The organism is Spirosoma pomorum (assembly GCF_054776615.1).
Genome location: NZ_BAAHBP010000003.1, coordinates 140,499 through 155,399 on the forward strand (window position 1 = coordinate 140,499; position 14,901 = coordinate 155,399).

Sequence of the window (14,901 nt, forward strand, 5' to 3'; positions counted from 1 at the left end):
GCTTGTAGACCTATCAATCTTGCTTGTTGGTTGCTTTCATCAAAGTAAGAATGATAGTTAAGAAGTAAAGGAAAGCGATCTTATTGATACCACTTATGAAACAAAAAGCGACCATTTGGCTGGTTGATGACGATACTGATGTTATTGACGTCATTCAGCGGGCATTTCAGCGGGAAAACCTGAGCTGCCAGGTCAAGAGTTTTCCTGATGGTAGCTCACTGATGCAAGCGCTGGGCGCGAGTAATCATTTGCCTTCTTTACTGGTTGTCGACTACTACCTGCCAGGAGATGATGGTCTGAAAGTCATTGAAAAACTTAAAGCGAATCCCGATACCAGTACTTTGAAAACAGTTTTGTTCAGCCAAAGCCTGAAGAAAGATATTGTAGAAAAAGCGCAGGGCTTGAACGTATATCAGGTGTCGCCAAAACCCACCAGCTTCAAGGAGTGGCGTGATTTTGCGGACGAACTTTGCCTGGCTGGGTATTTTGCCTGAAAATATTGATGCCTGGCCGGAATTATGACAATTCGTTTCGCTACACTCGCCGATGCACCTGCCCTACTAGCGATTTACGCTCCCTACATTACCGACTCATTTGTTTCCTTCGAATACGAAGTACCGTCGCTAGCGGAGTTTACCCAGCGCATTGAAGCCATTCAGCAACAATTACCGTATCTGGTTGCCGAGATAAATGGCCGAGCGCTGGGCTATGCGTATGCGTCAAAGCACCGCGAACGTTCAGCCTATCAGTGGTCGGTCGATACGTCCGTGTATATTCACCCCGACGGGCACCGGCAGGGAATTGGACGACAATTGTATGGCCATCTGTTTGACCTGCTCCGGCAGCAGGGGTATTACAACGTCTATGCTGGTATCACTATACCAAATCCCAGCAGCGAGGCTTTTCATCGGGCAATGGGATTTGAGTCAGTTGGCACCTACCACAACGTTGGCTACAAGATGGGCGCCTGGCGGAGCGTATCCTGGTTTCAGCTGACGCTGCAACCGTATCCGATCAATCCGGTTCCTCCCATGCCGGTTCACCAGCTTGGCAAAATCGGACGTTAAACACGTACCGCAGCCGGCGCTTTCCGACGGATAAAAAACCATTCGACTACGAATAGATTGGGCACCCAGCAGAGCCAGGCTACGATACGGTAGGCAAGTGGAAAGGGTAGGTGCAGGGCTGCCAGCTCCAGCGGAAGAATAATTCGTAACGTAACGGCAGCCAGGGTGAGGGCGTAGCTGCGGTACATCCATTGTTGATGCAACAGCAACTCACCCCGCCGAACGGTTGCGTACGCCTGCCAGGTCGTATAGAACCAGGCTATTGCCAGACCCGCGAAACCCGTTGCCGCAATCCAGCCCGTATCCGAGAACCAAGCGATGTAAAATGCCATGACGCTGGCCGTCAGAATGCTGACGACATAAATTTTACCCAACTGCCGATGTAACGTCAACCGACGCGCCCGCAGCCGGGTCGAAAACTGAATGGGCCCCAATACCAACGCAATCGTACCTAACAAAACGTGTGTCCAGAAACCGAGTCGCCAGAGCAGGCTTGTCAGCGGTTTATGGCCAAGAAATCCATCGTGTAAGCCAGGGACGAAGAACGTTAGCGCGTAAAGTGCGACGACGATTATTAGAAAATAGCCGATATAGTTGACTGTCTTGCGGGCAAAGGTGCTCATAAGGTTGGCATTTGTCCTGCCAAAGTAAACATGGTAGTCTGGTGATGGTAGCGAAAGAGGACGAAGTGGTCCTTTTACGGGATAAACCCAGGTAATAGCGGAATAGAAAACCAGTGCGTATGTGATGCAGAAGGAAGAGGCACTAGTTGTAAATTCAGTTCGGTGACAGGTTCAGACCAAGCACAAAACTCGTAGAGTTAGCTGATTATCAGTCGTGAATACAAAATAACCCAAATATGAAGAAAGTTCATGTCACACAGTGACAAAAGAGATAAAACGTATTCTTATGAGAAGAGAATTACATTGAAAACTTGTACTTTATTTTATAGATGGTTACAGCAGAAACGCCTAATCGGCAGATAGTGAGAAAGATAGAAAAGCGAAGCAATCTTTCTCGACGGGAGTTACTGGAAGAATATATAAAACCCGAGCTTCCGGTCGTGATAACTGATGCCACCCGTGACTGGTCGGGGATGGGAAAACTGACTCCCGATTTTTTTAAGCAGCATTATGGCCACTTGACCAAAGAGATCAAAGGCAATACGTATACGCTGGCCCAGTATATTGATCTGATGATGGAGTCGACGCCGGAAAATCCCGCGCCCTACCCGTTTAACCTCAATATCAGAGAGCATTGTCCTGAATTACTGGAGGACATCAAGCCCGAAATTATCTACGGCAAGTCTGATCGGATTAACCACCCGCTGCTGCCCGGATTCATGCTGCACGGTACGGATATCTACGAATTTTTCTTCGGAGGTAATGGAGCCAGCTTTCCATTTCTGCACGTCGATGCGTTGTACCTGCACACGCAGATCACGCAGCTCTACGGAGCCAAAGAGTTTATCCTGTATCCGCCTGAGCAGTCGGCTTATATGTATCCCCGGCCCGACAACGAAAAGATCTCGCAGGTCGATGTGTTTAATCCCGATTACGAGAAATTTCCACTGTTCCGGAACGTAAAGCCACTGCGGGTGATCGTGGAAGAAGGTGAAACGATCCTGTTTCCTACCAAGTGGTGGCATACCACCCGGATTCATGAACCGTGTATTTCGATGGGCCGGGTACAACTGAACGCGGGTAATTGGGACGATTTTACCAGTGACAATTATAAATCCTGGCAGCAATACCGGCCAAGCATAGCCAGACCCGCGCTGCTTTACGCGAAAACGCTGGGTAAGCTGATGGACATTCAGGAAAAATTTAACTGATAAATAAGCTTATAGCGAAAAACGCGGGCGGCCCGTTCCAATCGGAATCAGGCCGCCCGCGTTTCGTTTACATGTGGTCTTGTTAATTCAAATTCAGTTCCTGCGCTTTGAGTTTTTCGTACACGTCCTGCCGGACAAACGTGCGCTTCAGGTTATCCGTCGAGTGAACGAGTACGTAACCCGCTTTCTTTAGCTTATCGCAGGCGTTCTTGATCCGGAAATGGAAGAACTTGTCTTTGGTATTGAATACCTCGTCGAACTCCACCAGAATGACCTTGACATCCAGCTTATCGTCCACGATGGTATCAATGACCGTGTATTCAGCCCCTTCAATTTCCATCTTGACCAGGTCAACTGACTGGTGGCCGAGCTGCTGCATCAGATTACTGAGCCGATCAACGGGAGCCTCGATGTACTTGCCCGTGTCCTGGAACAAGTAAACGGAATGGGAGGGATAGTCGTCGCGGTCGGGTGCGAAAAACTTGAGCTTCGTTTTGGCATCCCATACGCCAATCGGTACGAACGTAATCGCATCCACCTGCTCCTTGTTCACACGATACGTAAATGGGATGCTGGTATGAATAGAAAACGGCTGGTTGCGGCTGGTATGTTCTTTCAGCTTTTCAAAATGGTGAATGCCTTCGGGCATCGGATCGAAGATGTACACCCGCGAATCGAACCGGTATTTCAACTCCGTATCGAAGGAGATGTCTTCGCCCGCGCCAATGCAGTAACAGATCGAATCAGGCGTGAGTAGCTTTTCGGGGACGTGGTACCCATGAAAGGTTGACCCCACGTGGGTTAGCTGACGGAGCGGTTGAACGCCCTGTTGTGGATGAATACCAATAATTTTCTTAGTAACGCTCGCGATAGTTTTCAGCATAAGTACGTGGCAGGTCGTCTGATAAATGGGGAAACCATACCGCCTGATTCATGCTGGAAGCTGCTGCACGTCAGCCGGTAAGAAATAATGTTCTGTTTATGGGACCTCGTTCAAACGCATAAGTCACGTACTAACTAACATATGAGTGGTTAGGCTGTCAATACAAGCAGCATGTTCATTAAACCATCGGGCGAGTGAAGGGCGGCTGTTTGCTGTAACGTAATACCGCCAATGTCGGCGAAGCGAGCCAGCATCTGTTGTTCGTAGATGGCAATGGCGGATTGAGTATCCGCAAATTCCCCACTGGTCAGGCAGGTGCTTAGTTCCAGGGCGTCGAGCATGGCCATGTTGACGCCTTCTCCGGCATAGGGGGGCATCAGGTGAGCCGCGTCGCCCAGCAGGGTGAGGTTGGGCAGGCTTTTCCAGTGCTGATCTAACGGCATGCAATACTGCGGTCGGGGCGTAAAGAGAGTAGTTGCCCCGTCGATCAACTCCCGCCAGATTGGGTTCCAGTCGCCAAACGCCTGCTCGAACCAGGCCCGAACCTGCGCTTTGTCCGTAAAGTCGATACCGCTGGTCCGTATCCAGTCCTCTTCTGTTTGACAACCGGTATAGAATACCAGACTACCATCACCTTTGGAACTGACAATGATGGTTTTTTCGTCCCCGAAAGCGAAGATCTTCCCGCCTTTCAGCAACTCGTGGACAGCCGGTGCGTTAACTGCCGACTCGTAAACCGTACCTTCCACGATGGTAACGCCCGAGTAGATGGGTTTGAGGGGGGTGAGCAATGGCCGTATTATCGAATTGGCTCCGTCGGCGGCAACAACCAGATCGGCCACTGATGACGTACCATTTTGAAAGGACAGCTGCCAGCCATCACCCTGCGGTTTCATATCGATCAGATGGCTGTTCCAGACAACCGTACCGGGTAGTAGCGAATCCAGCAGAATGTCGCGCAGAGGACCACGATCAATTTCGGGCCGACTGGCGTCCTTATCCTCGTTCGTGTGATCGTCCAGCCGGATGGTAGCGTCCGCATCCACAATACGTACCCGGTCGGCACCGGGACGGTGATTCGCCATAAAGGCGTCCATCAACCCCGCGGCCTGCAAAGCCAGTAACCCCGACTCTTCGTGTAGGTCGAGCGTAGCGCCCTGCACCCGGGCGTTCCGGTCCAGGTCACGCTCGTAGACGCGTACGTGGGCACCTTTTTGTTGTAGGAGTCGGGCCAGGGTGAGCCCACCGGGGCCTCCGCCGACGATGGCTATTTTTTTGTTCGTTACGGTACTCATGGTCGTACTTGTTTTATAAGCTTATCGACGTAATCCATTGATAACGACCTGGCAGCAGGCCCGTATAGTTTCTTTCGTAATGATTTGCCGGGGTCGGTCGAGGTAGTCGAAATACTCGCCAACCAGGTCGAGAAGGGGCGCAAAAAGCAGCGCCCGGTAGACGTCAAACGGAAAATCGGGAATAAGACCCGCCTGACTATGGCGGGTCAAAAACTGGTGGATGGGTACAAAATGATGCGCCTGCTTGATGTTACGTTCCTGATACGCTTTATTAAGCAGGGGGGAGGACTTACCGTACTGCATCAGCACAAAGGCGTGTCGGTTGGTAGTCAAGTAATTGAAGCTGTTCATCCAAAGTTGTTGAATTCCTTCGGCAAGGTCCATGCTATTGTCAAAGCCCGTCAGGACAGCAGTTTCATACACGGCAAGCACTTCATCCACGAATAACTTAATAAGCAGATCCTCCTTGTTTTCGTATTTTAGATAAATCGTACGGGGGGATACGTTGGCTTCTTTCGCCAGTCGCTGCATACTCAGATTTTCCAGCCCCTCGTCGGCAATCAACCGGAGGGCAACGGTAACAATCGCCTGTTCTTTTTCTTCGCTTCTGGGTCGCATGGGGTACGGTGTTTAGATTATTAGTTATCTAATCAATATTTATAAATAAACGTTCGTTTACTAATTATTAATTTGACAGAAGATGCTGATTTCAGTTGCAGTGGCCTTATTATCAGTCGTTCTCCGTGATGGTATAATAAAAATCTATGTGTGCGTGACGGCTTGCTGATCCGTGCGAAGAGGAAACCTTTAGTAACCGCCGGCTTAGGTTGATTTGCGTTCGATTTTTGAATAAGTTGCCAGACAGTGCTAACCCCTTTCTATAATGATTCGTACGATTACCTTGGCCAGTCTAGTTTGCCTGTGTATGAAAACTGCTGGTTGGTCCCAGACTGGCTTTCCCAGTGGAGTGAAAAATGGTGGTATTCTTACATTTTCTTCCGAGGGTGGGCCAACGATGGCGTACTCAACCCAATCGGGGTTGAAAATACTGTCGATCGGCGGGCGGGCCTTCAAAGACCTGAACCGCAACGGTAAACTCGACCCCTACGAGGACTGGCGGCAACCGGTTGAGGTGCGCGCTAAAGACCTGGCGTCGAAGATGAGCATCGAGCAAATTGCCGGGCTGATGCTCTACAGTAAACACCAGCCCATTCCGGCGGCAGCGGGTGGCCCGTTTGCCGGTACGTATGGCGGTAAGATCTTCGCACAAAGTGGGGCCAATCCCGCCGATCTCTCCGACCAGCAACGCGAGTTCCTGACCAAAGACAACCTCCGGCACGTCCTGATTACGTCGGTGCAGAGCCCCGCCATTGCGGCCGAATGGAACAACAATGCTCAGGCGTTGGTCGAAGGCATGGGGCTGGGCATTCCGATCAATAGTAGCTCGGATCCGCGCCACGGTACCCGTGCTGATGCGGAGTACAATGCTGGGGCGGGCGGAACCATCTCGATGTGGCCCGGCTCAGTTGGGCTGGCGGCTACGTTCGATCCGGCTATTGCCCGGCAGTTTGGGCAGATTGCCGCGATGGAGTACCGGGCGCTGGGTATTGCTACGGCCCTGTCGCCCCAGGTCGATCTGGCGACAGACCCGCGCTGGTACCGGTTCAGCGGTACGTTCGGCGAGGACCCACGGCTGACGACGGACCTGACCCGCGCTTACATCGACGGCTTTCAAACGTCGACAGGCGCGAAGGAAATTAAGGATGGCTGGGGGTATACCAGCGTCAACGCGATGGTGAAACACTGGCCGGGTGGTGGCTCGGGCGAAGCGGGTCGCGATGCGCACTATGGCTATGGTAAATACGCGGTTTATCCGGGAAACAACTTCGATGCGCACCTGCTGCCGTTTACCGAGGGCGCGTTTAAACTAAGTGGGAAAACCAGTAAAGCCGCAGCCGTGATGCCGTACTACACGATCTCGTTCGGACAGGATAAGAAGAACGGCGAGAACGTGGGTAACAGCTACGACAAATACCTGATCAACGATCTGTTACGTGGTCAGTACAAGTACGACGGGGTTGTCTGCACCGACTGGAACATCACGGCCGACGAAACTGCCGTTGACGTATTTCTGACCGGGAAACCCTGGGGCGTTGAGAAACTGACGGTGGGCGAACGGCATTACAAAATCTTGCAAGCCGGGGCCGACCAGTTTGGTGGTAACAACGATGCCGGGCCGGTCATGGAAGCCTACAAACTGGGCGTTCGTGAGCAGGGCGAAGCAGCGATGCGCGCCCGACTGGAGAAGTCAGCGGTGCGGCTGCTGCGTAACATGTTCCGGGTGGGCCTGTTCGAAAACCCGTACCTTGATCCTTCGGCCTCACAGCGGACGGTGGGTCAGGCTGAATTTATGCAGGCTGGCTATCAGGCGCAGCTGAAATCGGTAGTGATGCTGAAAAACAAAGGGAACATATTGCCGCTGGCGAAGGGAAAGAAAGTATACATTCCGAAGCGCTTCACCCCCGCCGGTCGTAACTTCCTGGGGATGGAAACACCCGAAAAACTCGAATCGCCCATCAGTGTCGCCATCGCGCAGAAATACTTCACCGTAACGGACAAGCCCGAAGACGCTGATTTTGCGCTGGCCTTTATTCGTAGTCCGGACTCGGGTGGTGGCTATAGTAAAGAGGATGCCAAAGCGGGCGGCACGGGCTACGTACCGGTTAGTCTGCAATACAACGATTATACCGCGCAGGACAGTCGAGACCCCAGCCTGGCCGGTGGTGATCCGCTGGAGAAGTTCACGAACCGGACGTATAAAGGCAAAACCGCGAAGACGATCAATAGCCGGGATCTTGACATGGTAACGGAAACCTACGCCAAGATGAATGGGAAACCGGTGATTACGATCATTCAGCTGGCCAACCCGACGGTCTGCCGTGAGTTCGAACCGCAATCCCAGGCGATTCTGGCGCATTTCAGCGTGCAGGATCAGGCGTTGCTGGAGATTCTGACCGGTGTGAGCGAGCCGTCGGCGCTGTTGCCACTGGTGATGCCCGCCGATATGAAAACCGTCGAAGTGCAGGCCGAGGACGTGCCGCGCGACGTAACGCCTTACGTTGACTCGGAGAAACACTGCTACGACTTCGGTTACGGGCTGAACTGGAAAGGTATTATTCAGGACAAGCGTACCGCGACGTACCAAAAGCCAGCGTTGCGGAAATAGAACAAAAGAGAAAAGCCGTAAGATCGACAAAAGTCATTCTTACGGCTTTTCTCTTTTGTCTACAATTAAGAATTACTTGATCGCGACGGGAACTTCAACATCACCCCATTTTAGCGCGAAGCCATTTTTGGTGACGTCGTATTTCAGGCGCTCGTTCATCGAAGCCGATTTTTTAGGCTTAACCATAACGCGTAGGGCATCCTGACCTTCATCGTACTTGTACGCGCCCCATTGCTTGGCGGTTTTGTTGAAGATCACTGTCCACTGATTTTCGGTTGGAATCGTGAACAGCGCGTATTTGCCGGCTGGGAGTGTTTTGCCTTCCACTTTGATGTCCTTGCTGGTTTCGAAGGTGGTGGCATCGTTGGCACCGGCCCGCCATACTTTCCCGTATTTTTCCAAGGCCTGCGACCCTTCAGGACCGAAGAGCGTTCGTCCTTTTACGGCTGGGCTACCGTAGTTGATCGTAATGTCCGATCCGGCTACTTTACCGGAGGCCGTAGCGGGTGGGCTGGGAACTTCCTTTTTCTCCTGCGCCCAGGTCAGCGTGGTCAGGAAAAAGCCGGTTAAAAGCAGCGTAAGGGCTGTCAGATTGCGTGTTGTTTTCATTAGGTTTGACTGGTTATCGCGCCAATATCAGCATTTATTTCAATAGAAACTTGCCCCGGTGCTGTCTTCTTAGTGTACGAACCGGCTTGCCCTGCTACGTTTACAAGTGAACGATAATTTTGGCGTGCTGACCCCGGCTGGCGGCAACTAAGGCGTCCGGCAGTTGCTCGAACGGCAGGTGCTTCGAAATGATCCGGCCGGGCTGAATAAATCCCTGTTCAATCAGGCGAATCGTTCGCGCAAAATCGATCGGGTGCTGGTAAATCATGGACGTAATGATGTTAATCCCCTGCCGGGTCATGGCAAACTCGGAGATCGTACTACCCTTGTCTGATAGGCCAGCTACAACGACGTAAGCGCCCCGGGGGGCGGCTTCAACGGCCAGTGTCAGGGCGGGAGCAGCCCCGGCGCATTCGAATACCGTATGCACATTAGCCTGTTGCCAAAGAGCAGCCAGTTGCTGAGTCGTTGCATCTGCGGGCATGGAAACGGCGCCGAATATTTCAGCGAGAGCGATCTTATCGGCGAGTCGATCATAGGCCAGCACCCGGTAACCCATCTGAACCGCCAAGTGCGTGACGAGAAGACCGATTGCACCGAGGCCGATGACGGCTACGACGTCACCGGGTCGCGCGGGGGACGAAAAAATGGTGTGTAGCGCAACCGCCGTGGGTTCGATCACAACGGCGTCATCATCCTGAACGGTATCGGGAATGGGCCAGGTAAAGTCGGCGGGGGCGATGGCGTAATCGGCGAAGCAGCCGGTTTCGCGTACGCCCATAATCCGTTTGTCAACGCAGATGTTACCGCGCCCCTGCCAGCACATGGCGCAGTGTCCACAGGGATAATTCGGTTCAATAACTACCCGGTCGCCGGGCTGAAGCGACGTAACGCCCGTGCCCACTTTGTCGACGTAACCCAAGCCTTCGTGGCCAATCAGCAGGGGTAATGCCAGATCGGGGCGGTGACCCAGAAACATCGATACGTCCGAGCCACAAATACCGACGGCCTTCATCCGGATACGTATCTCACCGGGGCCGGGTTCAGGAATAGCGAGCTGTTGAACGGCCAGGGATTGAATCCCGCTCAAGATACCCGCGCGCATGGTCGTGGTCAATGGACTGGCTACGGTAGAAGAAGCCGGAAGATGCTGCATAGTGAACTTAGAGTGAAGTCGGTAGCGTATCCGCGTAATTCTGAGTGGCTTCCCGAATTGGGCGAATGACCGGAAGGATTAAATGGATGACAATCAGGCCTACGAGGTAGGAACAGCTGGCGAAGATAAACATTGGCTGGTAGCCGTACAGGGCAACGACGTAACCCGTAGCGGCTGCCACCCCCATACTCGTCAGGCCGCCCGAAAAACCGCCCAGTCCCGTTACCGAGGCAACCGAACCGCTAGGAAATAGGGTGGTCGTCATGGCGTATACGTTCGTGGACCAACCTTGATGGGCGGCCGTTGCCAAGGCCAGCATTGCGACGACCAGTGGGAAGCTGGAGATGGATGGAATTAGATAGATAGGCGTAATGAGCAGCGCGCAGATCAGCATGGTTACTTTGCGGGCTTTGTTTTCGTTCCAGCCAGCGAGCATGAACTGGGTCGCCAGCCAGCCGAAAAAGATGCTGCCCAAGTCAGAAACCAAGTAGATGATCAAAAACGGAAGCCCGAAGTTCTTTAGATCGAGTTTCCGGTCGAGTTGCTGATTGGTCATCAGAAAATCCGGCAACCAGGTCAGGTAAAAGAACCAGACAGGGTCGGCGAAGATTTTACCGAAACAGAACACCCAGGTCTGGCGGTAGCTCAGGAGTTGCTTCCAGGAAAGCTGCCGCTCCTGAACGGCTGCGTGTTCAGCGGCCCGACCATCCATAATGTAGTTGTATTCGGCGGGGGACAGGTTTTTGGCGTCTTCCGGTTTTGAATAGCTCAGCCACCAGATAACGAGCATCAGCACGCCCAGCCCGGCCGAGAGCAGGAACGCCATCCGCCAGCCGAACTGCTGCATCAGAAACGGTACGAGCAGAGCCGTCGCAATAACGCCCATGTTGGAGCCCGCGTTGAGCAGCCCCGTGGCCGTTGACCGTACCTTTTTGGGAAACCACTCCGAGATGGCTTTCATGGCCGAAGGGAAATTGGCCGCTTCGCCCAGACCCAGCACGGCACGAATGGCGGTAAACTGACCGGCCGTTGACGCAAAAGCCGTGGCAATGCTGGCAACGCTCCAGACGGTAATGCCCACCGCGAACCCCTTTTTAGTGCCGATCCGGTCGATTAGCCAGCCTACCAGCAGAAAGCCGATGGCGTAAGCGGCTTTAAAGGCCGAATCGATCAGTCCGACCTGAATGCGGAACAGCTTGACGTGTTCGTCGGTCAGCAGGCTGCTGGATGACAGACCGAGTAGCGTTTTCTTGAACCCCTCGTCGGTCATGACGAACGATAAGGCCTGTCGATCGATGTAATTGATCGTCGTTGCCAGGAGTAACAGCGCAACAATGCGCCAGCGATAGGTCCCGTTCTTGGCCATTGATACCAACGTACGTTACGGAGAAATAGAGTGAGTGGATCGGTTGCCGGGCGGGAAATCCGCTATTGGCATGTCAAACTTAAGCAGGCAAGTACGAAATACAGTGCAAACGATGTCTTTTAGGTTCTGTCCGTCCTCCTTCTTAGGTCAAGGTGGTGAATCGGGATTGGTATCCGCTAGTTACCACCCCCTGCCCCCTCCTACAACAGGAGGGGGACATACAGAAGTGACACTTGTTAACTTTCCCTCCCTGTTGTAGGAGGGGGCAGGGGGTAGTTAGCGACCCTACTGCAAGAATATATTTCAGGAGGAAGGATTGAACCGAAAAGAGAAATTGCTCCTATTACGTCGTTGCCGCACGGAAAAGTTTTATCCCCTTGCAACGGCGGCTAAGCAAACCGGTGTCTTTATTCTTGACCTTTGGTTCCGAGCTTCACTCGCGCGGGATTCAACAGTCGGTCAGGATTCTACTAATCAGTTTGTATGAAAGTAATCGGATGGCTTATTCTGCTTGTGCTCGGTGCCAGCGCCTGTAATCGAGTTATCGATTCGCAGCCAGCACCCGTTGACGCCGAAGAGACGGTACCCGCCAGCGCCATTCGACCGGTGATCAGCCGCTATCCGCAGGCGACGGACCTGGTTTTCACTTCACTGGAAAAGAATCAGGTTTGGCGCGTTACGTTTCAGCAGCAGACCACCCGCTACCAGGCCGTCACCAATCAGCAACTACTGCTAACGGCCTACCAACTGGCTCCTGCGGTCTCGCTTGATTCGTTACGTGCTACGCTGAAGAACACGCTCATCGATGGCGGGACCTTATCGAATATTCGACGGCAGGACTATTCCTGGTACCGGGATGTTGAGCCCATAAACAACGGGGCGGTTTTGCTGGCTGATTATGTGTGGCGGGGTAACACCTATACGGTTCGCTGGACCAGCGCGGACGTGTTCGGTCAGATGACGTATCGTACCGAACTGCTGGCCCCAACGCAGCTTGACTACTATACCGTTACGTTAGCTGATTTACCGCTCCCCATCCAGCAATCACTGGCCGAACAGCAAATCGGCTTCACGCGGGCGAGGGTACAAGTCGACGGGCAGGGGCAGAAGCAATACACGCTTATCGTGCCGCAACCCAACAAGACGTATACCCTTACGTATAATACGGCGGGCCAATTGGTGGCAGCCGTGACGACGAATGCAGCCCAGCGATTCACCGCCGTGAGCCAGTTACCTTCGTCCATTCAAGCTTACCTAACCCGTACGCCTGAGCTGGCTGGCTTTGGACCGGAGGGAACAATGGCCCAACTGACCAAAACCGAGTATCGGGGCTTGGAGACATACACTGTCAACCTGCAAAACGGGCAGCAGGTCTGGCTGATGACCTTTAACGGACAGGGGCAACTTCTTAGTCGTTCGTACGTGAACACAATCTGACGCTGGCAAAACGATTTTTGGAATGCCTTTATTCGGTAAGAAAAAATACACCAGTCTCCGGGAGCTTGTGCTGGCCTGCCAGCAGCAGAAGCCGCAGGCGCAGCATGCCTTCTACGAGCGGTACAAAAGCCGCCTGCTGGGGGTGTGCCGACGCTACGCTCGCACGGAGGCCGAAGCTGAAGACATTTTCCAGGAAGCATTCATTAAAATCTTTACGCACATTCAGGAGCTACAGAACCCGGAGGCAGCTGACAGCTGGGTCCGGTCGATACTGATTCGCACAGCCATCAATTATTATAATCGCACGACCCAGCCCAACGACCGCTTCAGTTCGTACGACGATCAGGTCGAAACGGTTGCCAGTGACGATTATGAGGGGCTAATCCGTCAACTTACGCTCGATGCGTTGCTGACGTTTATTCAGCAACTGCCGGATCTGTACCGGATTGTGGTGAATTTATACCTGGTAGAAGGCTACAACCACGGCGAGATTGCGGAATTACTAACCATCCCGGAAACGACGGTGCGCTCCCAGTACAGCCGAGCCCGCCAGATTCTGATAAAAACTTTACAACAAAACGGTATCGAACGACATGAACTCTTTGGATGATCCCCTCGACGAGCAGTTGCGAAGGCAGTTCCAGCAGGTCTTCGACGCGTATGACGTAACACCCCCGGATTCGCTCAAAGATCGGATCTGGCGTGAGCTGCCCAAGGCCGCCTTCCGGCGATACGTAGCGTACAGTCTGGTGCTGGTTGGTACTCTGTTTCCGGCCGGTGGCCGTCTGTTCGAGCAGCCTTCTGCTCAGGATCCGTCTAACAGACAACCAGCTAGTGACCTTGTAGAACCAGTCGTGATCCGTCGGGGCGAGAAGCTGATTGCCACGCTGAGAGGTGATCATGGCGCCGAAACCGCGGTTTGGGAGGGCGCGCAAAAAACGCCATCGCCAGCCCAGGAAGCAACGCAACGCAATACGTCTTTATCGAAAAAACTATCCCGAAGAGTGATCATTGGGATAAACGATCAGCCGCCAACTGAGTCGATCGGACCTATGCTTGTCGAGGCTAGCGACGAGAGAATTGAAAAACTTACCGGAGCCTTAGAATCGCCTGAAGCGGGTCGTCCTGGCAATAAACTGACTACCGTTTCCCAGGATGTAACTATCTCCGGTCAGGAAAGCGGTCTGACGAATGAGCCTGCTAATGTACCGTCACTGGCTCATGACGTAAAATTGAACCAGCAACCGCTCGTCGTAACGGAAAACGTAAACCCGTCATCGACCACCCTAGAGCCGTTAACGATTCGCCGGGTACCTACTGCCGAACTGTCTTTGCCAATCAACCGTCGGGTTGCTTTTGCGGCAGCAGGTGCTCCGACTGATGTGCGGATGGTGCCCCACCGGATGGTGCCCCATCGGGTTGCGCCCGACTGGTTTGTTCGGGTGGCCGCGCTGAGTACCTACCAGCAAATGACGGTGGTTGGGAAGGCCGGTGTTTACGTACAGCATGTGGGCTCGCCCTCGGCCTTGTCGGGGCAGACGTGGGGATATCAACTCAGTGGCGGTGTCTCCTGGAGGCAATGGGATGCTTACGTATCCTATGGGCAGATTCGGCGATGGGCGTACTACGATCTGGCGACGGAAGACTTTGAGGTCAAGCCAACCGGCTCAACTGACTACCAGGTAACCCGCCGGGTGGAAAGCCAGTCAGAAAACGTGGCGCTGCCGCTGCTGGGCGTTGGTATCAGTAAACAGTATACACTGGGTCGGCGTCAGCAGTATTACTCCCGAATAGGGGGGCAAGCAACCTACGTACCATCGACGCAACAAACGCTGGGTTGGGCACAAGCCAGCTGGGGACTCAATCTGCCCCTGGGAAAAGCGCATCTGGTGCAGGTCGGACCCGCGATTGAGTACAGCCTGAACCGAATCTGGAGCACCGAGCGGCAACTGATCATCCACCCGTATACCGTGGGCATCTCCGTAACCGTGCGACCGCAGACGTTTCTTACCCGCTAATCAACCACCA

Annotated in this window: 14 protein-coding genes; 7 read left to right on the plus strand and 7 right to left on the minus strand. The window is 53.3% G+C overall.

Translation table 11 applies throughout. The features are described 5' to 3' along the window. Positions 1-95: 95 nt before the first annotated feature. Both ACYVAD_RS08680 and ACYVAD_RS08685 read left to right on the plus strand, forming a co-directional pair. Complete coding sequence (locus ACYVAD_RS08680; protein WP_461139103.1) at positions 96-494, plus strand: response regulator; 399 nt, start codon at positions 96-98, stop codon at positions 492-494. A gap of 24 nt (positions 495-518) precedes the next feature. Beyond that, positions 519-1,067: an arsinothricin resistance N-acetyltransferase ArsN1 family B gene (locus ACYVAD_RS08685; protein WP_461139104.1), complete on the plus strand. Its 549-nt coding sequence runs from the start codon at positions 519-521 to the stop codon at positions 1,065-1,067. Here ACYVAD_RS08685 and ACYVAD_RS08690 read toward each other — a convergent pair. Then, positions 1,064-1,690, minus strand: a complete 627-nt coding sequence (locus ACYVAD_RS08690) for a DUF2306 domain-containing protein (RefSeq protein ID WP_461139105.1) — start codon at positions 1,688-1,690, stop codon at positions 1,064-1,066. The two genes, ACYVAD_RS08685 and ACYVAD_RS08690, sit on opposite strands and share 4 nt — an antisense overlap. Before the next feature lie 362 nt (positions 1,691-2,052). Between ACYVAD_RS08690 and ACYVAD_RS08695 the strand changes: the two genes are divergently transcribed. Next, positions 2,053-2,901, plus strand: coding sequence for a cupin-like domain-containing protein (locus ACYVAD_RS08695; protein ID WP_461139106.1), 849 nt, complete (start codon positions 2,053-2,055; stop codon positions 2,899-2,901). Positions 2,902-2,983: 82 nt separating this feature from the next. On the opposite strand, the gene ACYVAD_RS08700 is transcribed toward ACYVAD_RS08695, so the two are convergent. From ACYVAD_RS08700 to ACYVAD_RS08710, 3 genes are all read right to left on the minus strand, one after another. After that, entirely contained in the window at positions 2,984-3,784 is an 801-nt protein-coding gene (locus ACYVAD_RS08700; RefSeq protein WP_461139107.1) for an FkbM family methyltransferase, read from the minus strand. A gap of 149 nt (positions 3,785-3,933) precedes the next feature. After that, positions 3,934-5,079, minus strand: a complete 1,146-nt coding sequence (locus ACYVAD_RS08705; RefSeq protein ID WP_461139108.1) for an FAD-dependent oxidoreductase — start codon at positions 5,077-5,079, stop codon at positions 3,934-3,936. A gap of 21 nt (positions 5,080-5,100) precedes the next feature. After that, complete coding sequence (locus tag ACYVAD_RS08710) at positions 5,101-5,697, minus strand: TetR/AcrR family transcriptional regulator (RefSeq protein ID WP_461139109.1); 597 nt, start codon at positions 5,695-5,697, stop codon at positions 5,101-5,103. 307 nt (positions 5,698-6,004) lie between these two features. Between ACYVAD_RS08710 and ACYVAD_RS08715 the strand changes: the two genes are divergently transcribed. After that, a complete protein-coding gene (locus ACYVAD_RS08715) occupies positions 6,005-8,305 on the plus strand; it encodes a glycoside hydrolase family 3 protein (protein ID WP_461139110.1) in 2,301 nt (766 codons plus the stop codon). Positions 8,306-8,377: 72 nt separating this feature from the next. On the opposite strand, the gene ACYVAD_RS08720 is transcribed toward ACYVAD_RS08715, so the two are convergent. From ACYVAD_RS08720 to ACYVAD_RS08730, 3 genes are all read right to left on the minus strand, one after another. Then, on the minus strand, positions 8,378-8,914 hold the full coding sequence (locus ACYVAD_RS08720) for a DUF2911 domain-containing protein (RefSeq protein ID WP_461139111.1): 537 nt from the start codon (positions 8,912-8,914) through the stop codon (positions 8,378-8,380). A 100-nt stretch (positions 8,915-9,014) separates the two neighbouring features. Further along, a complete protein-coding gene (locus ACYVAD_RS08725; RefSeq protein WP_461139112.1) occupies positions 9,015-10,070 on the minus strand; it encodes a zinc-dependent alcohol dehydrogenase in 1,056 nt (351 codons plus the stop codon). Positions 10,071-10,077: 7 nt separating this feature from the next. Next, positions 10,078-11,436: an MFS transporter gene (locus tag ACYVAD_RS08730; protein WP_461139113.1), complete on the minus strand. Its 1,359-nt coding sequence runs from the start codon at positions 11,434-11,436 to the stop codon at positions 10,078-10,080. Between the two features lie 483 nt (positions 11,437-11,919). On the opposite strand from ACYVAD_RS08730, the gene ACYVAD_RS08735 reads away from it, so the two are divergent. Genes ACYVAD_RS08735 through ACYVAD_RS08745 form a run of 3 tightly spaced genes read left to right on the plus strand, consistent with a single transcriptional unit; the run spans position 11,920 to position 14,891 of the window. Next, entirely contained in the window at positions 11,920-12,873 is a 954-nt protein-coding gene (locus ACYVAD_RS08735) for a hypothetical protein (RefSeq protein WP_461139114.1), read from the plus strand. A gap of 22 nt (positions 12,874-12,895) precedes the next feature. After that, positions 12,896-13,483 carry an RNA polymerase sigma factor gene (locus ACYVAD_RS08740; RefSeq protein ID WP_461139115.1) on the plus strand — a complete coding sequence of 196 codons (588 nt, stop codon included), beginning with the start codon at positions 12,896-12,898 and terminating at the stop codon, positions 13,481-13,483. After that, positions 13,467-14,891 (plus strand): hypothetical protein, encoded by a 1,425-nt coding sequence (locus ACYVAD_RS08745; RefSeq protein WP_461139116.1) that lies wholly within the window; start codon positions 13,467-13,469, stop codon positions 14,889-14,891. Before ACYVAD_RS08740 ends, ACYVAD_RS08745 begins: the two co-directional genes overlap by 17 nt. The last annotated feature ends 10 nt before the right edge of the window (positions 14,892-14,901 follow it).